Genomic DNA, 19696 nt, shown 5'->3' on the forward strand with positions numbered 1-19696 from the left:
AATTAAAACTTATTCCTTTTATTCTTTCCTAATAATAAAATTTATTTAATCAAAATATTTTAATTGCAAACCAACGCATAACAATCACATAAAATAAAAAAGGGCTAAGATCAACTCTTAACCCAAACCTAAAACTTACTAAAATGAAATTTTAAAAGAATCATTTCCCCTTAAAATTTTATAAGTATTTTTTCCAACCTCAAGAGCATCATAAAATTCTCTTAAATTAGAAACACTTTTTGAATTTACAGAAAGAATTACATCTCCTGACTTCATCTTAATATTTGATGCTAAATTTTTATCAATATAATCAACAACAACACCTTTAATCCAATTTCTTAAATTAAGCTGAGCTTTAATATCCTCAACTAATGGATACACAACAAAACCGGGAAGCATCTTTGAAGAAGAAAGCTCTTTATCCTTAGGTCTAACAGCAAGAACAATTTCAATATTTTTTTTGATATTACCCCTTAAAATTTCTACATTTACTTTCTCACCCGCATAAAAATCACTAATATATGATGTAACATCTTGGAAAACGCTCATTGGCACCCCATTAACCTTCACAATAATATCCCCTGCCCTAAGCCCTGACTTAACAGCAGGTGAGCCTGGATAAAGAGAAGCAATAATTGCAGCTGAAACATCATTACTTTCAACCCCTAAGCTTTTTAGCACCTCAGAATCTCTTGTCTTTAACGGATAAAAAGAAATTCCAAGCCAAGCCGATTCAATTTTTTTACCTTTAAGGAAAAAATCTACAGTACTTTTAATATTGTTAACAGGAATTGCAAAACCTAATCCAATATTTCCACCAGAATTTGAAGCTATCCAAGCATTAATTCCAATAACTTCACCTTTTATATTTACAAGAGGACCGCCTGAATTGCCTCTATTGATTGCAGCATCGGTTTGAATAAATAAATTCCTTGATTGCAAATTAGGATTTGCAGAACGCTGCAAACCACTTACAATGCCTGCTGTAACTGTAAAACTAAATTGAAAAGGACTGCCTACTGCCATAACCCAATCGCCTATTTCAAGCTTATCACTATCTCCAAGATCAGCTACTTTAATAGTTGCGTCATCACTTTCAAAGCTAATAAGAGCAATATCTTTTTTTTCATCTTTGCCAATTAGCTTAGCCTTGTGCTTTTTCTTATCATAAGATACAACCTCAAGTTCGGTTGCCTTATCTACTACATGACTATTTGTAACCACATAAAATAATGATTTTTTTTGAGAATCTCTACCAATTATTACTCCAGACCCTGCCCAATTGCTTTTTCTCTCAGAATCAAATTCTGGCATATCAAAAAAGAAAAATGGAATAGGAAAACTCTGCTTGATTACACCTGTTGCATGAACTTCTACAGATGATGGTAAAATTTTCTTGGAAACTTCTCTAAAAGAATCTTGCAAGGCTCGTACTGTATTGTCCTTTTCTTCTGCAAAAACAATGTTGCTTCTATTAGAATCTAAGTAATGCATTCCAATAAAAAACCCAATACCCAAAGCCAAAAAACTAAGAAGAAATCCAGAAAAAAACTTTTTTTCCACTTTTATAACCTCCACATAATTACTCAATTTTACAAAAAATATTTAAATATTTGATTAATTTAAAATTTAAACTTCACTTAAAATTAAAGGCAATCCATCAACAACAGCAACCGTATGTTCAAAATGTGCAGAACAACTAAGATCAGATGCAAAAACAGTCCAACCATCACTTTTTATTGAAACCTCGTGCCCCTTTAAGTTTACCATAGGCTCAATAGCCAAAACCATACCCTCTTGAATTCTAATATTTTTAAAAAAAGGTGCATAATAATTTGGAACACTTGGTTCTTCGTGAAGTTGAAATCCAACACCATGCCCCGTATATTCTCTAACTATTCCAAAACCAAAAGGCTTTATATAATCTTCTATTGCTCTTGATATATCTAAAATTCTATTTCCCACTTTCATCTCAGCAATACCTTTATAAAGAGAAGCATTTGTAACTTCTAAAAGTTTATCAATACTGGGATCCACATTTCCCACTTTAAAAGTTTTTGCCATATCACTATAAAACCCATCAAGAATAACCCCACAATCAATGCTAACAATATCCCCAACAGCCAATTTTCTTTTTCCGGGAATGCCGTGAATAACCTCTTCATTAACAGATGCGCAAATAGTGCCCTTAAACCCACGATATCCCTTAAAAGCAGGCTTAGCTCGATTTTTAATAATAAAATCATAGGCTATCAAATCAAGTTCCTTAGTACTAATACCAGGAACAATATTCCTCTCAACTTCTAACAAAGTAAGCGCCAACAAATTTGCTGAAGCTTTTATTTTTTTAATCTCATCTTTAGATTTCAATCTTAGTTTAGTCAAAATTCAACTTCCTTTCTCTGAGTGTATCTATCATATTTTTATAAAGCCTTCCTTCATCAGTTTCGTAAAAAGAATAAGAAGCCAAAATAGACTCTTTGCCTTTTTCCATTTTTCCCAAATAAAGATAATTAATTCCTTGTTTTAAATAGATTTTTGATACAAGCTCACGTTCATAGTGAGTACTAGAATCTTTATCATAAAAACTACTAGGCAATAAAGATATTCCTTTATTAAAATATTTTTCCGCCTCTTTATAATCTTTTTCAGAAAAGCTTAAAACTCCAAGATTATAATAAATTCCAAACATATATTTTTGAGATTTATTGTCAAAAATTATCTTTTTTGAACTAATAAAATCTCTCTTAAGGAAATAATAATAAAACTTGTAAAAATCATACCAATCCTGTTTATTTTCAGAAAAATTATAAATTCTAAAAAATAAATCCAGGTCCTTTAAATCTGAATAAAGCAATAAATTCCAAGCCAAAAATTGTGCAATACTAGAATTGTATTCAGTCTTATAAAATAATCGCCACAAATAAGATTTTTTTGCCTCATACTTAGAATTTGCATAATTTAATGCAAAATAAAGTTTAAAAAATAACGGATCTTCCTTGTAATTAGCTATAATTTCATTAGCTTTAAAATAATTTTTAATTCTAAAGTATATGTTTGCTAAATAATAACTTATTATCTTATTATCTTTAAACACTTCATTAGCCTTATTTAAATAAGAAATTGCTCTTTTGTGATCATTCTCACTATTAGCTATGAGTGCAAGATTTAAATAAACAAGAACATTGTAATTAGGAAATTTTGTATAAAGCTTTAAATATTCATTTTTAGCATTCTTAATATCTCCTTTTTTAAAATAAGCATCGGCAAGCAAAAAAAGTAAGGTGGGGTCTTCTTCATTTTTAATGGACTTAAGATTGGAAATTGTAAAATCCAAATCATTAAGATTATATGAAATATATGCAAGCTCTTTTAAAAAATTTTTGTCTTCTTTAATTTTGAAAAGTATACGCTTAGCAGCATCTATGTTTTTTTTCTCTATATACAAAAGCATTGCATTTATTAAAAATGCATTATTTTTAAGATTTAAACCCACCTCTTCAAAAATACGAGCATCCTTTTCTTTATAGATTTTATCAATAAATTTGTTAAAATCCAAAACCCCATTATCTACACTTAAATTTTTAATAAAAACTTCATTATAAAGACCTTGATATTCTTCGCTATTTAAAAGATATTGATTTGCAATTCTATAAGCGTCTTTTAAAAGCCCTATTTTAAGTTTAGAATAAACTTCCAAAGCTCTTAGTTTCAAATTTCCCGGCAAAACTTTAACACCAAGATTTGCTATCTCCCCCATAAGATGATAATCACCTGTATTTAAAGCCCAAAGTTTAGCTCTTTTAATAAGAGCTAGCCATTTGAATTCAGTATTAGCATAATATGATGAAAATAGCATTGCTTTTTTAGCATCAGCGAATTTTTTTTTATCAATATAAAAATCAATCCCCATAATAAGCTTGCTAAAATCTTTCTCACCTTTTAAAAGGTATAAAATATTGGGATCAAAATATAAATAAAAACCCCCTAAAAAAACCGACAATAAGAATAATAAAATGAACACTAAAGTTTTATTTTTTTTCAATACAACTCTCCATATTTTTAAGTAAAGCATCAAGTATACCATTTATAAACTTGTAAGAGTTTTTACTGCCATATTTCTTAGCAATCAAAATTGCCTCATCAATTACAGCACGTTTTGAATTTTTGAAATTTTGGAACTTCAAAGAATAGACACTCATTCTAAGTATTGCAAGATCAACCTTATCCATACGATCTAAAGACCAATTCAAAGAAATATTCGCAATCAAGCTATCAATATGCTCTAAATTATTAAAAGTACCATTTACCAAAGAAGAATAAAACGATTTAATAGATTCACTTTCTATGTCCAATCCTTTATCTTCAATATTAAAAATATCAAAAATATCATCCATTGCACTTTGATTAATATCAACGCTATAAATCTTTTGAAAAGCTAAAACTCTAACTTCATGCATTAAATCCATAATAAAATTATGTTTTATTTTAGACTAGAATCCAAGATTTGTATATTTGCAGACTTGTTAAGCTTGCCATACATATCTTGCTGCACTTCAACAACAATTTGCTGTTGTTGAACATTAATCATGTTATTTCTTATTGCATCTTTGACAATCAAATCTGCAGTAGGAGACACTTTATCATTCAAGCCTAAAAATCTCTGAGCATATTTTTCTGTAACCTTAATAATATGAAACCCTTCCTTTGAAGCAATAGGCGAAGATATATCACCCTTATTAAAATTAAAAACTTCTTTCACAAAATCGACTCCAAGAAGATTTTGAGCACCTTGATCGCCCCTTGACAAAAACCCAAGGTCGCCATTTTTAGCCTTAGAAGACTCGTCATTTGAATATTTCCTTACAGCTTCTTCAAAAGTAATTTTTTTTGATCTTATTTGGCTTAAAATATTTTTTGCTTGATCTAAAACATCTGATCTTTTTTTATCTTTAGTAGAAAAAAATACATGACTAACTCTTGAAATATCAGGATTTACAAATTTAGTTTTATTGGCCTCATAATACTCAATAATTTCTTTCTCGCTGGGAGTTTTAATTTCAGAAAACTTTGGCTGAGCTTGCTTTAAAACAAGTTTTTGGGAAGAGAGTGATCTTTTCATTGAAGACAAAAGCTCGCCCCAATTTGTACCTTGTTTTTCTATCATCTGCTTGATTTGCTCATCAGTAAAATTTACAAGTCCAAATTGAGTTCTAATTGTTTGCATAACCTCATCATCTGAAATTTTAATTCCTTGTTTTGAAGCCTCTTGGCTAAAAAGAACATCTGCTATTAAAACCTGCAAAACTTGCTTTTTCTCAGCAGAAGTCAAGTCTCTACCTTGGGTCTTTTTAAATATATCAACCTTAGAATCAAACCCAGTTTTAGTAATAATTTCATTCTTATGTAAATTAATAATAGCAACAGGAGTATTTTGAGCAAAAGAGTTAATCCCCACAATTCCCAATATTACCCAAAATAAAAAACTCTTCATAACATAACCTCTTATTAACGAATCACTTACCCACTAATTTAACAAAATTTTACATTTAAATCTAGTTAATAAAACATTTTCATCTATACAAAAAACTAGAAATTCCTTGTCCGCCGCCAATACAAATAGATACTATTCCTTTTGTTTTATTCTTCATTTTCATAGAGCGAGAAAGTGTTAATAAAATTCTTGAACCACTAACTGCAAATGGATGTCCCAAAGCAATAGCGCCGCCATTTACATTAATAATATCACTAGTTATATTGTATTTTTTAAACAAGGCCTTTTCAATGCTTAATGCTTGAGCCGCAAACGCTTCATTAACCTCAATCAAATCTATTTCGCTAGGATTTAAACTTAATTTACTAATAATACCTTCAATGGCCACATAAGCTCCAAAACCCATATAAAGCGGATCAAGACCAACGCTTTTAAATCCCCCAATATAAGCTAATGGGCTTACCCCTAAGCTTTTTACTCTTTCCTCGCTTGCTAAAATTAAAAAACAAGCCCCATCATTTAAACTAGAGGAATTTCCGGCAGTTACTGTGCCTGATTCTTTAAAAACAGGATTAAGAGATGCTAGCTTATTTAAAGTTAAATTATCTCTTATTTCCTCATCACTTGAGACAATCCGGCTAGAGTTGGTCTTCTTGTCAAAAACAGTCAGGGGATAAATTTCATCTTCAAAATATCCAAGTTCTCTTGCCTTTAATGCCTTTTCATGAGAATTATATGCAAATTCATCTTGCATTTCCCTTGTTATTTTATATTTTTCTGAGAGATTTTCTGCAGTAAGCCCCATGGAAATAAAATTTAGAGAGTCTATTAAAGCATCTTTTTGGATTGAATCTTCAAGCCCAAAATTACCAAATTTAAGGCCATCAAATCTAATCTTTCTAGGCAATAAATAAGGAGCATTGGTTAGATCTTCTACCCCCCCGGCTAGAACAATATCATTGTCCCCAAGAGCAATAGAATTAAATGCAAGCTCCAAAGCCTTAAGACCAGAACCACAAACTTTATTAACGCTAAATGCAGGCACAGTATCGCCCAAACTAGACTTTAAAGCAATTTGTCTTGCAATATTTTGACCAAGTCCTGCAGATATTACATTGCCAATAATAACCTCATCCACTTCACATAACTTATTTCTTTCAAGTAAAGCTTTAACAACTTTTGAAGATTCATCAATAATGTTTAAACCTCTAAACGAACCTCCAAACTTGAAATTAGGGGTTCTAAGCCCATCAATAATAGCTACCTTTTTTATCACAATTACTCCTAAAATCTTAGTAAACTCTATTGAATTATACAATACAATAATCACTATAAAAACTAAGTTTATTTAATAAAAATAAACTATTTAATATGAATTATTTAATAAATAAACTAAAATGCTATAATTTTAAAATGCGGTTTAAAAAAAAGTTTTTAATAATATTTATAATTTCTGCTTTAAAAGCTTATTCTTATAATTATGCAATTCAATACAAAAATGAAGGTATTGATAAATATTATTTTGAAATACTAAATGATGGATTTGGATTTTCATTAAGCGATTTTTTTGATGATTTGAGAAGTGGATCTCTAATTTTTACCTATGCCTCAAAATACAATTTTATAATCAATTTAGAAGCACACATGTTAACTTATAGAGGCTACAAAGACTCACCAAAATCTTTAATCAGTAGAACAGACCTAATTGAAATAGGTTTCATGTATTATTTCCCAATCTTATTGCTAATTAATGGAAAAAATTTTGGAGAAATAGATTTGGGAATTGGAGTTAAAAACTTATTATTTGGAGACTGGGGAGGGCACTTAATGCAAAACATAATTCATCTCATTTTAAATCAACGCCGCCCAATTCCAAGTATAAAAAGCTACGATAGCTACAATTATAGAGGATTTTTAAGCTTTGCCCTAAATTACTCATACATGAATTTTTTAAATTTAGAAAATTATATGGATTTATCTTATTTTGCAGATTATTTTATCAAAAACAGTATTGGAATTACGTTAAAAAATGAAAATATTGGATTTGATATAAAATTTTACTCTCAAATTCAAAACCAAATTAAAAGCCTTAAAACATATTCAAAAATACAAGAAGCAGAAACAGGAATTGGAATAAATTATCAATTTTACTCTAAAAATTTTTTCATAACCAATAATTTAAACATTAAAAATTTTTCAACCAAAGAAAATTTCTTAAGCGTTGGAGGATTTGGAATAATCATTACACCTGAAGAATACACAAAAATATCAGAATCAAATAATGAATTTAATGTTGTAAGTAATAATTTTTACTTTGGATTTGACATTATGATCCCATTAAAAATAAGAAATTCATTATTTTATAAAATAAATGAAAACATCAACAATTACTTTTCAATATCAACAAATTATTACACTAATTATAATGAAACTAATAGCTTTACAAATCAATTATCATCGGGCATCATGTATGAATTTTTACCACAAAAAACATTCAATCCTTACATAATTTCGGGATTATTTTTTGCCTATAATCAAAATAACCAAGATATTAAAAGCATCTTCAGACCAATAAGAATAAAAAATATTATTCAAGTTGGAATTGAAAATGAATTAGGATTTTTGTTCAAAATGCTAAAATATAGGAACACTGAGTATATTTTCAAAATATATTCAAAAGTTAGTTATGTTCCTATAGCTTATAGCTTAGATGAAAAAAAAATAGAAAAACATTCTATTAACTTTAATTATTTAGGAATTGGATTAGTCGTTAAATAACAACTAATACTGATGGTCCTTATTAACAAACTTTGTAATGTGTGGTAAAAATAATATATCTGCCCTACCCGTAGGACCATTTCTATGTTTTGCGACAATAACCTTAGTTTCTATTGGCTCTATCTCGGCAGAAGACTCAAATTTAAAATCCTTATCCCTGTGAAGTAAAATTACAATATCAGCATCTTGCTCTAATGCTCCTGATTCCCTTAGGCTGGCAAGATTAGGTTCACGCCCTTCCGTATCTCTTGTAAGCTGAGACAATGCAACAATAGGAATTTCAAGCTCTCTAGCAAGCTCTTTGAGAGATTTACTAATCGAGGCAACTTGTTCATGCCTTGGAAGATTTTTTGTTTCAAAAGAAATCAAACTGATATAATCAACAAATATTATATCTATACCATAAAATCTCTTAAGTTTTCTAGCTTGAGTTGCTAAAGTTAGCAAACTAATATTGGGAGTATCTTCAATATAAAGCTCAGAATCACTAATCTCATTTACAATATCATTTAATGATTTTATCTCTTGTCCAGATAAAATGCTATTTTGAACTTTAAAGCTATCAATACAAGATTGAGAAGATATTATTCTTTTTATTAAAGCATCTGCTGTCATCTCAAGAGAAAAAAATCCTACTTTTTTCTTTCCTTCTTTTCTCAATGCTATAGCAGAAGCAATATTTAAAGCAAATGCCGTTTTACCGATGCTAGGACGAGCACCAACTATAATAAAATCACTATTTCTAAATCCCCCAATAAGAGAGTCGACCTTTCTAAAGCCACTTGGAATGCCAAAATTTGCTTCTTTTTTCTTCATACTGCGCTCATATATCTCATTATGAACACGTTCTGCAATAACTTTAGCATGATAAAGATTTTTACTAGAATAATCTAACTCAATTGAAAGAATCTTTTGTTGAGACTCTTCAACAATCTCATTAATAGATTTTGTAGAATCACTTATATAATCATTAAGTTCTTTAGAAACATTTAAAATACTTCTACGAACACTCTGCTCTTTTACAATTTTTGCATAAACATTTATAGTTCTATCTGTTGGCAAATAAACTGAAAGTGAATCCAAATAATCTGGCAAATTGATTAAATCTTTTTTAATCAAAAGTTGATTTTTTGAAACGTGCTTAGACACTTCTTCAAAAACAGTAATAGGATCAATATTTTCCCTTTTTTCATAAAGCGAAACCATTGCTTTGAAAATCAACTTGTGAGTTTCATTGTAAAAATCATCAGCTCCTACATGAAAAGCAATTTGCTCTAATTTATCTGAATTATAAAATATACTAGAAATTACCGCTTTTTCTGCACCATCATTAAAAAGAAGTGCAGAATTTGAAAAAGCTGCTAAAGCCACAAACTACACCCTCTCTTTCCAAGCCTACTCATCTGTATTATTTAACTTTTTATTTAAAGACTTTTTATCCTCTTGCTTTTTTTCTTTTTTTATCTCTACTTTAATAATAGAACTAATACCCTCATAAAGCTTAATTGTCACATCATAGGTTCCAAAAGTCTTTAAAGTTCCATGATGTATATCTATTTTTTTTCTCTCTATGTCAAAGCCAAGTTTTAAAAGCTCATCAACAATATTTAAACTGTTAATGCTATGAAACAATTTGCCAGAATCATTAGATTTCATAAAAAATTCTAATTTAACAAGATCAAGCTTAGATTTCAAATCATTGGCCATTTGCCTTTTTGTTTCTTGCTTTTTTAATATTGATCTTCTTTTTTGATTAAAAATCTCAATATTGTGTTTATTTGAAAAAACTGCAAAACCTTTGGGCAGCAAATAGTTTCTTGCAAATCCATCTCTTACCTCTACGATATCTCCTTCTTTTCCAAGATTAATAAAATCTTCCTTTAAAATAACTTTCATAATTACCCCTAAATAATTATTTTTTTACAAAAGGCAACAAAGCCATATATCTTGCCCGTTTAATTTCTAATGCCAAACGCCTTTGATGCTTAGCAGAAGTTCCAGTAATTCTTTTGGGTAAAATTTTACCTTGTTCGGTAATAAACTTTTTAAGAAAATCAAAATCCTTATAATCAGGATGTTTGCCGGAATCACAAAATTTACATGACTTTCTCTTAAAAAATCTGAAATTCGAATTTTTCTTAAAACCATCCTGCTGATTTTCAAATCTTGAATCTCTTTGATTTACATCTCTATCTTTATACATAAACTTAAACTCCATTAAAAAGGTATATCTTCGTTAAATTTATCATCAACAATATCAATATTCTTAACTACATCTTCTTTTTTATGATTTGTCAAACTATTAATATCTGAATCTTGCATTTGCACAGTATTAGAACCTGAACCAAACATTTGCAAATTATCTACAAATATATTTACCTTACTTCTCTTATCACCAGTATTCCTATCTTGCCAGCTTTCATATTTAAGAGATCCACTTACCACAACTTGTTTGCCCTTTTTCAAATAATCGTTGAGACTTTCAGCTCTTTTTGAAAAAATAACACAATCAAAATATTGTGGATAATCAATCCATTCATCATTTTTCTTCATTCTTCTATTATTAGCTAAAGAAAACCTAAGAACAGCCATGCCGCTTTCTGTATAAGAAAGCTCAGAATCTTTTGTAAGCCTACCAGACAATACCAATGAATTAATATCAGCCACTCTTTAAAACCCTCTTATTTTTCCTGAATATCTGTGCTCTCAGAACCTGTTGTTGTTTCAACTTTAGAGGCACCTTTAAAACTATCTTTGTCAACATTATCTCTAAATTCTCTAAAATTTCTTCTTTTAATTTTTTTAGTATTAATCTTTCTAACTATTTTAACCAAAATCATATACCTAAGCAAATTTTTAATTAACTTAAGCCTTGATTCAAGTTCTTTTAAGTTATTACCTTCCATATTAAACTCTATTATTTCATAACGACCTCTAGCTTGCTTTTTGATGGGATATTCTAGGGCTCTCTCTCCAATAAAATTGCTAACAATCTCAGTTGCACCAAAAAATTCTAAAGATTTTTTAACCTCTTCCAAAGAACCTTTATATTCAATTTCTTCACTTTTAAACAAAAAACATGCCTCATATCTTTTAATCATTACTAAAACTCCTTATGGTCTATCGCATTGCAAAATATGCAACAAAGGCTACTTAGTTAGTATATAAAAGAGACCAATTTTTTTCAACAATAAAAACTTTTTATAATATACAAAAGGCAAAATAACTAAAAAATAATTTTAACCCTTAATCTTCTTCTAATTCGCTAAGCTTATAGGTTTTTCCCGATTTGCCTTGCTTTTCAAGTTTTTTGTCTTCTTTCATTTCAATATAAGTCTTGAAGCCTTTTTTTACATTATCAACTGCAACCATAACACTAGCTTCAAAAAGACTCTTTGGAGAATAAGTATCAATAGCCTTTTTAATATAATAAACATTAGATCCGTAAAAAAGCTGAACCTTACCATTAACAAACGCTACTTTAAGAACTCCAGCCTCTTTAAGTAAATCATCATCAACAAGCTCAGTATTAACAACATCTACATGCAATCTTGTAGAGCAAACATCAAGCTTTGTAATATTATCAAATCCACCAAGACCCTGAATTAACAGATGAGCAATCCCTAGACTCTCTAGCTTGCCTTCTTGTCCTTCAAAAAATGGATCGTCTGCAACAAATATCTGAAAATCAAAATATCTATAAAGCCAACTAAAAGTAAAATAATAAAGAGCAAAAAATATTGCCCCTAAAGGCACTACACTAATCCAATTTGTCTTAGAATTTCCTTGAAGTATTCCAAACATAAAAAAATCAAAAAATCCAGTAGAAAAGGTATTGCCAATAGTAACATCAAAAAAATTAGCAAGCAATAATGCAAATCCCGAATAGGCAGCATGAACAAAATAAAGCAAGGGCGCTGTAAAAATAAATAAAAATTCTAAAGGCTCAGTTATTCCTGTTAAAAAAGCTGTCAAAGCCCCAGATAAAAGAAGCGCTGCAACCTTATTTTTATCTTCATGAACAATGCCCTTGTAAACCCCTAGTGCTGCTCCAGGCAGTCCAAACATAATAGAGAGATAAAATCCGCTACTAATCTTGGCAAAACTTGATGAAAATTTAACAAGCGATGGGTCTAACAACTGCTCATAAAATATATTCTTAACACCTCTAACAGTATTGCCATTAACCATCTCTACTCCTCCCAAAGAAGTAAACTCAAAAGGAAAAGATAAAATGGAATGCAATCCCAAAGGCAATAAAAGCCTATTTAAAAATCCATAAAGAAAACTGCCAAAATATTCAAACTTAAAAACAAACATACCTAAAGATGCAATCAACTTGTCAAAACTTGACCAAATCAAACAAAAAAATATAGCCAAAATAACACAAAAAGGCAAAATTATTACTATGGGCACAAAATGGCACTCTGAAAAAAAAATAAAAGGCTTGGGCAGCTTTATATTATAAAATTTGTTATGCAAATAGCCAACTACAAGACCTACCGCCAAAGAACCTGCAATTCCAGTATTTAAAGTTTGAACACCAAAAAAATTTATACGCCCCACAGAAGACATTGTCTCTGCTTCAACAAGTCCTGAGAAAGTCTCAATAAAATAATTTTCGGTAATATTAAATGTTAAATAACCAATAAGACCCCCCAAAGCTGCTGTTCCTTGCCCCATTCTTGCAACTCCAATAGAAATTCCAATAGAAAAAATTAAGGGCATATTAAGAAGAATAGCATTGCCTATGGCCTTCATTAAGGCTAAAACATCTTGAATAAAAATTTTATCAACATAAACAATACTAGAAGAATTTGAAAATACAGATCCAATACCAATCAATAAACATGAAACTGGTAAAATAGAAATAGGCACTCGCAGTGCTTTAGAAAATTTTTGCAAACTTGAAAAGTTAATTATTTTAATAAAATTAATCATGCTAAGCCTCTCCAATGCTAATTTCAGCAAACACTATTTATTATAAAGCTTTTTTTACAAAAAAAAACTCTACTTATCAAAACAAACCTAATACTAAGATTAGATAAATCAAGTAAAGTTTAATTTGATCTTGAGAAAAACTTATAATTAAAGTAATGTATTATATTATTTTTTATAAATAAATGATAAAACGGAGGTGAAGTTGTGCCTAGAGAAAACAAACTTGAAGATTACTCGTTAAGCGATGTTAATACAAGTAAAATACCAAAAAATGAACTTTTTAGTTCAATATCACATCTTTTTGGAATTATTTTGTCTATCATTGGAACAACAATTCTTGTTACAGTATCTACTCTTAAGAAAAAAGATTTACATGCACTTGTATTTTTTATTTACGGATTTTCAATGACTCTATTATATGTAATGAGCACTCTTTACCATATGTTTCCAAAAGGAAGTAAAATAAAAAAAATATTTAGAAAATTTGATCATATTTCAATATTTATCCTAATAGCAGGAACATATACTCCTGCATGTGCGATTCTTGTACCAAACAAATCAGGAATAACAATCTTATGTATAGTGTGGAGTGTGGCTATAATTGGAATCATTTTTAAAGCAATATTTACAAACAGCCCTGGGTGGTTTAATGGATCTATATTTATAATCATGGGGTGGATCATCCTTTTTAAAATTAAACCCATTTACAAAGCCCTTAATGGAAAAGGATTTTTTTGGCTAGTTTTTGGGGGAATAGTATACACAATAGGCGGAATAGTATACGCATTAAGTAAAAAATTCAATCCAACAATTAACATGAAAATGCATGATGTATTTCATATATTAATAATAATCGCATCAGCATCTCACTTTTGGCTTATGCTAAAATACATTTCTAATTTTTAATTAAATATATTTAAAAGACCTTTCAAATCGTTAAAAAGGCCCAAGACAAAAAGAAGCAGCCCCAAAAAAATACCAAAGCTATAAAAAGAATAAATGGTTTTTGCCTTAAATCTTTTTCCACGTAAAAGTTCAACAAAGCTGATAAAAATTTGTCCCCCGTCAAAAATAGGTATTACAATAAAAAACAGATTCATACCAGCAAGAATTAAGCTTAAAAAAGAAATGCTATTGACCCAATACAATAGCCCTAAAGAATAAGATGAAGAGAGAATCCCCACAATCCCAACAGGGCCTGATACACTTTTAGAAGTATTTAAAAAATTTGTTATTAATAAAAAAATAGAATACAAAATGTCTTGCAAAACATTTATAACCTTAAAAAAAGAATTTTTAATGGCACTTGAAATATTTTCTACTTTAACTATCCTTTTTAAAGGTGGTGAAAAATATATGCCAATCATCTTATTTTTATCATGAAATACCAATTTTGAAGAAAAAATCTCTCCGTTTCTAGAAAACTTAATCTCCACAGCATCAGAATTTAAATTCTTAAGAAGATCATCTAAATCTCTTTTATTTTTCAAAAGAATATTATCAATGCTAATTATTTCATCACCTGGCTTTATTCCCGCAATCTTGGCAGGCGAATTTAAAACCACATCTGCTATCACAAGATCAACCCAAGGGCCAATCTCTTTTAAAAAATCTTGCAAACTAACAGTCTCTTTAAAAGTAATATTTTCTTTTTCCCTTAAAACATCAAATGTAATTGTAGATTTTTTCTCAGGAATAACTTTTCTTAAATCAGAAAAATATTCGATTTTTTTATTATTAACTTTTAATATAACATCACCGTCTCTAAATTTATCTTTTAAAAAAGAATCTTTATTTAAAACACTAACCCTTGAAGAATAATCAAAATATATAACACCCGCCATGCTTATGAAAATGAAAACAATAAATGAAAAAATCAAATTAAATAAAGGGCCTGCAAAATATATTAAAATTTTTTTAAAATGTGAAATTCCAAATAAAGAATCTTTATCTGCTTTTAATTCTTTATTTGCTTTAAGTTCCTTTTCTAAGTGATCAAATCCCTTAAGCTTACAATATCCTCCTAGAAGGATTGGAGAAAGTCTATACTCAGTATTATTAATTTTAAACTTTAATATGCTAGGGCCTATACCCACAGAAAAAACTTCAACCTTAACTTTGAAAAGTTTGGCAAATAAAAAGTGTCCTAGTTCATGAATAAATATTATAAAACTAAGAGCCAGCACACTAAAAAGAATATACATAAATTCCCTCCAAAAATCACTAAGATAAGTATAAATAAAATATCGGGCCCGTCAAAAGAAAAGAATCAATAGAATCAAGAGCCCCACCTCTACCAGGAACAATTTTCCCAGAATCTTTTACTCCAGCGCTTCGTTTTAATCCTGATTCAAACAAGTCGCCAATAATGGTAAAAACTCCAATCAAAATGCCCAAAATAATAGATTCTCCATAGCTTAAATTTATTAATCTAAAAACAACCGCAAATATAGCAGTAAACACAGAAAACAAAATGCCCCCCAAAAATCCCATTAATGTTTTATTTGGGCTAATAATAGTGGGACGATAACTGTTTTTCCCTAAAAAATAACCAAAAAGATATGCAAAAGTATCATTTCCACTTACCATAGCAAAAAGTATTAACATTAAAAATGGCGCCTTGGGTAAAGTTGTAATAGAAACCGTAAAAGACATTAATGCACCGGGATATATAAGTATAAAAAGTATTGACGATGCTTGAGACAAAAAATTTCCAATCTCATGTTCTTTAATAAATATCAAATTAACAATCCAATTGCTAAAAACTAAAGCTATAACCAAGTAATATATTAAATTCATGCCTAAATAAAAAACATTAAAATGAATATACGTTAAAATTGGAGGAACAAACCCTAAAAAAAAAGATAATATGCTCGAAAGTCCTGACGATTTGAATTTTAATTTTAATAAATCATTAACTTCTTTTGCCGCAAAACCACTAAATATAAAAATTAAAATATTAAGGAATAAATAATTTTTAAAATCTAAAAATATTAAAAATAAAATCAAAGGAACAAAAAATAGAAATGTTCCCAACCTTGCAAAAAAAGCAAATCTATTAATCTTACTCAATAAATCATCTCCCAAAATTTCTTTTTCTAAATTGGAAACATTCCAAATCCTTACTATATCTATTGTCATAATATTCAGGCCACAAAACATTTGAAAAAATCAATTCAGAATAAGCAATCCTCCATAAGAAAAAATTACTTATTCTAATATTTCCACCTGTACGTATTAAAAGATCAAGATCGGGAAGCTCTGGATTATCCAAAAAACTGGAAAAAGCATTCTCATTTAAAGACTCTAAATCAAAATCACTTGAAACAATTTTTTTAACAGCTCTAAGTATTTCATTACGACCTCCATAATTGATTGCTAAATTTAAAATAAGGTTATTGAAATTTTTAGAAAAGCTAATAGAATCTTTTATAGAACTTTTTACTTCTTCGCTTAAAGACTCAAAATCTCCTGAAACTATTATTTTTATTCCATTTTTTTTGTAAAAATCAAATTCAGCTCTCAAATAGTTAGCAATTAAAAACATCAACTTTTCTATCTCGCAAACATCCCTTTTCCAATTCTCAGTAGAAAATACATAAAAGGATAAATACTTAATGCCTACTCTTAAAGAATGCTTAACTATTTCTTTTGCTCTTTTTAGACCCTCTTTATAACCCTCCAAAGAAGATAATCCTTTACTTAAAGCCCACCTTCTATTGCCATCCATAATGATTCCAACATGACTTGGAAGAGAACCTTTATTCATGGATTTAAGCTTCCATTATTGCTTGAATTTTAGATTCTAAAATAGAATCAATCTTTTTAATATAAATATCTGTAGATTTCTGAATATCATCTAAAATTCTTTTTAAACTGTCCTCTGTAATTTCCGATTCTTTTTCTTGTTTTTTAACCCTATTGTTTAAATCCTGTCGTATATTTCTAGTTGAAATTTTATGCTCTTCTGCTATTTTTTTAGCATGCTTTACAATGTCTTGCCGCCTTTCACTAGTTAAAGTTGGAACTTTAATTCTAATAACTGAACCATCACTTGAAGGATTCATAGAAAGATCAGAATTAAGTATGGCTTGCTCTATTTTATTTAAAATGCTTTTATCCCAAGGTTGAATAACAACAAGCCTTGCTTCAGGAATTCTAATACTTGACACCTGAGTTATAGGTGTTCTTTGGCCATGGTATTGAATAAAAATTTTATCAAAAATATTACTACTAATTCTGCCTGTTCTTAGCGTTTTATATTCATTATCAAGTGATAAAAGAACTTTGCTCATCTTTTCATCTAGAAAAGCCTTATAATCTTCCATATAAACTACTCCTTGCCGATAAAAAGCAGTACATTATCTACCCTATTCTTAAATACTTAAACTCAACTATTTCTATCTTGCTTGAAATTGATTTTGAAATCTCTTCAAGCATTTCCCTTACAGTAATTTTATCATTCTTTACAAAACTTTGTTCAAGAAGAGAAATCTCAGCAAGATGTTTTTTAATCTTTCCTGCAACTATACCTTTGACTATACTTTCTGGCTTACCACTAGATTCTAATTGTTTGGTAAATATCTCTTCTTGCTCTTTAATATAATTTGGACAAACATCATCATTTTTCAAATAAACAGGAGCAAAAGCGGCCACATGCAAAGCCAAATCCATGGCAAAATTTTGAAACATTTTATCTTCGGTTTTAGAAAAATCATCTACTTTTAATTTAACTAAAACACCAATCTTAGATTGTTCGCCATGCAAATAAATTTTTACAAATTCATTAGATTGAATTTCGGTAATAAAAACTTTTTTAACCTGAATATTTTCTTTTATTGTAGCTGCTAAATTTTTAAGCTCTAACTCTTGAGAAGTAGTTAAAGAATCTCTTCCGCTTTCTACCAATTCCTTAATCAAAGAATTGCCAAAATTAACAAAATTATGATTTAAAGCAACAAAGTCTGTTTCACAAGAAACAAGCAAAAGCCCAGCATGAATATTATTTGAATATGAGAATACTCTACCCTCTTTTGCATCTCGATCTAGTCTTTTCTCAGCAGATGCAATTCCCATTTCTCTAAGTTTCTTTTTAGCTAATTCAAAGTCTCCACCAGCAGCAGATAAAGCTTTTTTACAATCTCCAAAACCGGCATTAGTTTCTTCTCGAAGTTTTTTTACATCTTGAGGACTAATAATACTCATAAATTACTCTCCCCCTTCTTCAATAGAATCACTTTTGTCATTTTTAATTTCAATTTCTTTCATCAAATCTTCTTCATTTAAATTTTCAATTATCTGAATACCAACCTCTTTATCACTTTCTAAGATAGCATCAGATATTATTTTGGTAAACAAAGCAACAGAACGAATCGCATCATCATTACCAGGAATTGGACAATCAATAACATCTGGATTACAATTCGTATCAACCACAGAAATAATGGGGATTTTTAATTTTCTAGCCTCATTAATAGCTATCTGCTCCCGCTTAGGATCAATGATAAAAATAGCACCAGGAAGTGTTTCCATATCTTTAATACCTGTTAAATTTTTAGCTAATTTTAATTTTTCACGATTAAGCTGTGAGATCTCTTTTTTACTTATCATATCAAAAGTTCCATCAACTTCCATCTTTTCTAGCTTTTTTAATTTTTGAACAGATTTTCTAATGGTATTAAAATTAGAAAGCATACCCCCAAGCCATCTATTGTTTACATATGGCATATCACTTCTTCTTGCTTCTTGTTCTATTATCTCGCTAGCTTGCTTTTTGGTTCCAACAAAAAGCACTTTTTTACCATCTTTTATTACCCTTTGAACAAGCTCATAAGAATCTTTAATACCCTGTAAAGTCTTTTGAAGATCTAAAATATGTATTTCATTTCTTTCAGAAAAAATAAATCTTTTCATTCTAGGATCAAGTCTTTTTACTTGATGACCAAAATGAACTCCGGCCTCCAATAGGCTCTTCATCGTAACAATTGCCAAATCAACCTCCTATCATCCTTCTCTTTTACTCACCATGAAAACACACGGCGGAAATTATCCCTTCTTTTATAAGAATATAATAAAACAATCCGATTAATAAGTCCACCTCAAATAAACACCATTCCCTTTAATAAAATTATCAACAAATTATATTAATAAAAAATATTAAAAGCTAAATTAATATCCAACTCTTTAAAAAATCATTCTTTTACAAATCATTCTTATTTCTTTCAGAGAATTTAATCAAACCTATTAAAATAACTGACCCCAAAATAGGAAATAAATAAAGAACAAAATCTATTTGCCTTTCATAATAATCAGAATAGAAAAAAGGAATAAAAAACAGAAATACAATTCCACCTAAAAAGCTTATTAAATAAACTACTAAAAACTTAAAATTTAATATGTTTAAAAACATAACAAAAAAGCTTACCAAAAAAGAAATAACAATGTTTGTTAAAATCAAATGAGAAAAAAATACTATCATGCTCC

Annotated in this window: 21 protein-coding genes; 2 read left to right on the plus strand and 19 right to left on the minus strand. The window is 29.1% G+C overall.

What is annotated here, in order from left to right; all coding sequences use genetic code 11:
* Positions 1 to 138: 138 nt before the first annotated feature.
* The 6 genes from htrA to QIA22_RS01100 form a co-directional block, all read right to left on the minus strand.
* Positions 139 to 1563, minus strand: coding sequence for a DegQ family serine endoprotease HtrA (gene htrA / locus QIA22_RS01075; RefSeq protein WP_301611337.1), 1425 nt, complete (start codon positions 1561 to 1563; stop codon positions 139 to 141).
* Positions 1564 to 1629: 66 nt separating this feature from the next.
* Positions 1630 to 2385 carry a type I methionyl aminopeptidase gene (gene map, locus QIA22_RS01080; RefSeq protein WP_301611338.1) on the minus strand — a complete coding sequence of 252 codons (756 nt, stop codon included), beginning with the start codon at positions 2383 to 2385 and terminating at the stop codon, positions 1630 to 1632.
* On the minus strand, positions 2378 to 4045 hold the full coding sequence (locus QIA22_RS01085; protein ID WP_301611339.1) for a tetratricopeptide repeat protein: 1668 nt from the start codon (positions 4043 to 4045) through the stop codon (positions 2378 to 2380). The genes map and QIA22_RS01085 overlap by 8 nt, the downstream gene beginning before the upstream one ends.
* A complete protein-coding gene (nusB, locus tag QIA22_RS01090; protein ID WP_301612190.1) occupies positions 4032 to 4460 on the minus strand; it encodes a transcription antitermination factor NusB in 429 nt (142 codons plus the stop codon). The genes QIA22_RS01085 and nusB overlap by 14 nt, the downstream gene beginning before the upstream one ends.
* 23 nt (positions 4461 to 4483) lie before the next feature.
* Positions 4484 to 5494, minus strand: coding sequence for a peptidylprolyl isomerase (locus QIA22_RS01095; RefSeq protein WP_301611340.1), 1011 nt, complete (start codon positions 5492 to 5494; stop codon positions 4484 to 4486).
* A gap of 79 nt (positions 5495 to 5573) precedes the next feature.
* A complete protein-coding gene (locus QIA22_RS01100; RefSeq protein ID WP_301611341.1) occupies positions 5574 to 6770 on the minus strand; it encodes an acetyl-CoA C-acyltransferase in 1197 nt (398 codons plus the stop codon).
* 137 nt (positions 6771 to 6907) lie between these two features.
* Between QIA22_RS01100 and QIA22_RS01105 the strand changes: the two genes are divergently transcribed.
* Positions 6908 to 8272: a hypothetical protein gene (locus QIA22_RS01105; protein WP_301611343.1), complete on the plus strand. Its 1365-nt coding sequence runs from the start codon at positions 6908 to 6910 to the stop codon at positions 8270 to 8272.
* Positions 8273 to 8275: 3 nt separating this feature from the next.
* Here QIA22_RS01105 and dnaB read toward each other — a convergent pair whose 3' ends face one another.
* The 6 genes from dnaB to QIA22_RS01135 all read right to left on the minus strand — a co-directional run bounded on the left by dnaB (position 8276) and on the right by QIA22_RS01135 (position 13213).
* The gene (dnaB, locus tag QIA22_RS01110; protein WP_301611344.1) at positions 8276 to 9643 is read right to left on the minus strand and encodes a replicative DNA helicase; all 1368 of its coding nucleotides are present in this window, start codon (positions 9641 to 9643) and stop codon (positions 8276 to 8278) included.
* A 24-nt stretch (positions 9644 to 9667) separates the two neighbouring features.
* Positions 9668 to 10168, minus strand: a complete 501-nt coding sequence (rplI, locus tag QIA22_RS01115; RefSeq protein ID WP_301611345.1) for a 50S ribosomal protein L9 — start codon at positions 10166 to 10168, stop codon at positions 9668 to 9670.
* Positions 10169 to 10184: 16 nt separating this feature from the next.
* Complete coding sequence (rpsR, locus tag QIA22_RS01120; RefSeq protein ID WP_004792283.1) at positions 10185 to 10475, minus strand: 30S ribosomal protein S18; 291 nt, start codon at positions 10473 to 10475, stop codon at positions 10185 to 10187.
* A gap of 14 nt (positions 10476 to 10489) precedes the next feature.
* Entirely contained in the window at positions 10490 to 10939 is a 450-nt protein-coding gene (locus tag QIA22_RS01125; RefSeq protein ID WP_301611348.1) for a single-stranded DNA-binding protein, read from the minus strand.
* A 14-nt stretch (positions 10940 to 10953) separates the two neighbouring features.
* Complete coding sequence (rpsF, locus tag QIA22_RS01130) at positions 10954 to 11373, minus strand: 30S ribosomal protein S6 (protein ID WP_301611349.1); 420 nt, start codon at positions 11371 to 11373, stop codon at positions 10954 to 10956.
* Positions 11374 to 11518: 145 nt separating this feature from the next.
* Complete coding sequence (locus QIA22_RS01135; protein ID WP_301611350.1) at positions 11519 to 13213, minus strand: PTS transporter subunit EIIC; 1695 nt, start codon at positions 13211 to 13213, stop codon at positions 11519 to 11521.
* A gap of 204 nt (positions 13214 to 13417) precedes the next feature.
* On the opposite strand from QIA22_RS01135, the gene trhA reads away from it, so the two are divergent.
* Positions 13418 to 14119: a PAQR family membrane homeostasis protein TrhA gene (trhA, locus tag QIA22_RS01140; protein WP_301611351.1), complete on the plus strand. Its 702-nt coding sequence runs from the start codon at positions 13418 to 13420 to the stop codon at positions 14117 to 14119.
* Here the strand turns inward: trhA and rseP are convergent.
* From rseP to QIA22_RS01175, 7 genes are all read right to left on the minus strand, one after another.
* Positions 14116 to 15417, minus strand: coding sequence for an RIP metalloprotease RseP (gene rseP / locus QIA22_RS01145; protein WP_301611352.1), 1302 nt, complete (start codon positions 15415 to 15417; stop codon positions 14116 to 14118). The two genes, trhA and rseP, sit on opposite strands and share 4 nt — an antisense overlap.
* Positions 15418 to 15436: 19 nt before the next feature.
* Positions 15437 to 16300 (minus strand): phosphatidate cytidylyltransferase, encoded by an 864-nt coding sequence (locus QIA22_RS01150; RefSeq protein ID WP_301612191.1) that lies wholly within the window; start codon positions 16298 to 16300, stop codon positions 15437 to 15439.
* Positions 16290 to 16982: a polyprenyl diphosphate synthase gene (gene uppS, locus QIA22_RS01155; protein ID WP_301611353.1), complete on the minus strand. Its 693-nt coding sequence runs from the start codon at positions 16980 to 16982 to the stop codon at positions 16290 to 16292. The genes QIA22_RS01150 and uppS overlap by 11 nt, the downstream gene beginning before the upstream one ends.
* 4 nt (positions 16983 to 16986) lie before the next feature.
* Entirely contained in the window at positions 16987 to 17541 is a 555-nt protein-coding gene (gene frr, locus QIA22_RS01160; RefSeq protein ID WP_301611354.1) for a ribosome recycling factor, read from the minus strand.
* Between the two features lie 37 nt (positions 17542 to 17578).
* Complete coding sequence (tsf, locus tag QIA22_RS01165; RefSeq protein ID WP_301611355.1) at positions 17579 to 18418, minus strand: translation elongation factor Ts; 840 nt, start codon at positions 18416 to 18418, stop codon at positions 17579 to 17581.
* Between the two features lie 3 nt (positions 18419 to 18421).
* A complete protein-coding gene (gene rpsB / locus QIA22_RS01170; RefSeq protein ID WP_301611356.1) occupies positions 18422 to 19204 on the minus strand; it encodes a 30S ribosomal protein S2 in 783 nt (260 codons plus the stop codon).
* Between the two features lie 208 nt (positions 19205 to 19412).
* A complete protein-coding gene (locus QIA22_RS01175; protein WP_184125028.1) occupies positions 19413 to 19691 on the minus strand; it encodes a hypothetical protein in 279 nt (92 codons plus the stop codon).
* Between the last annotated feature and the right edge of the window lie 5 nt (positions 19692 to 19696).

It is taken from the genome of Borreliella kurtenbachii (genome assembly GCF_030437945.2).
In the GTDB taxonomy this organism is placed as follows: Bacteria; Spirochaetota; Spirochaetia; order Borreliales; family Borreliaceae; genus Borreliella; species Borreliella carolinensis.

What these genes read in the sequence shown, in the direction of transcription:
- nusB (WP_301612190.1), bottom strand. Translation starts at nt 4,460, where the DNA reads ATGCATGAAGTTAGAGTTTTAGCTTTTCAAAAGATTTATAGCGTTGAT.
- QIA22_RS01095 (WP_301611340.1), bottom strand. Translation starts at nt 5,494, where the DNA reads ATGAAGAGTTTTTTATTTTGGGTAATATTGGGAATTGTGGGGATTAAC.
- QIA22_RS01105 (WP_301611343.1), top strand. Translation starts at nt 6,908, where the DNA reads ATGCGGTTTAAAAAAAAGTTTTTAATAATATTTATAATTTCTGCTTTA.
- rplI (WP_301611345.1), bottom strand. Translation starts at nt 10,168, where the DNA reads ATGAAAGTTATTTTAAAGGAAGATTTTATTAATCTTGGAAAAGAAGGA.
- rpsR (WP_004792283.1), bottom strand. Translation starts at nt 10,475, where the DNA reads ATGTATAAAGATAGAGATGTAAATCAAAGAGATTCAAGATTTGAAAAT.
- rpsF (WP_301611349.1), bottom strand. Translation starts at nt 11,373, where the DNA reads ATGATTAAAAGATATGAGGCATGTTTTTTGTTTAAAAGTGAAGAAATT.
- QIA22_RS01135 (WP_301611350.1), bottom strand. Translation starts at nt 13,213, where the DNA reads ATGATTAATTTTATTAAAATAATTAACTTTTCAAGTTTGCAAAAATTT.
- rseP (WP_301611352.1), bottom strand. Translation starts at nt 15,417, where the DNA reads ATGTATATTCTTTTTAGTGTGCTGGCTCTTAGTTTTATAATATTTATT.
- uppS (WP_301611353.1), bottom strand. Translation starts at nt 16,982, where the DNA reads ATGAATAAAGGTTCTCTTCCAAGTCATGTTGGAATCATTATGGATGGC.
- frr (WP_301611354.1), bottom strand. Translation starts at nt 17,541, where the DNA reads ATGGAAGATTATAAGGCTTTTCTAGATGAAAAGATGAGCAAAGTTCTT.
- tsf (WP_301611355.1), bottom strand. Translation starts at nt 18,418, where the DNA reads ATGAGTATTATTAGTCCTCAAGATGTAAAAAAACTTCGAGAAGAAACT.
- QIA22_RS01175 (WP_184125028.1), bottom strand. Translation starts at nt 19,691, where the DNA reads ATGATAGTATTTTTTTCTCATTTGATTTTAACAAACATTGTTATTTCT.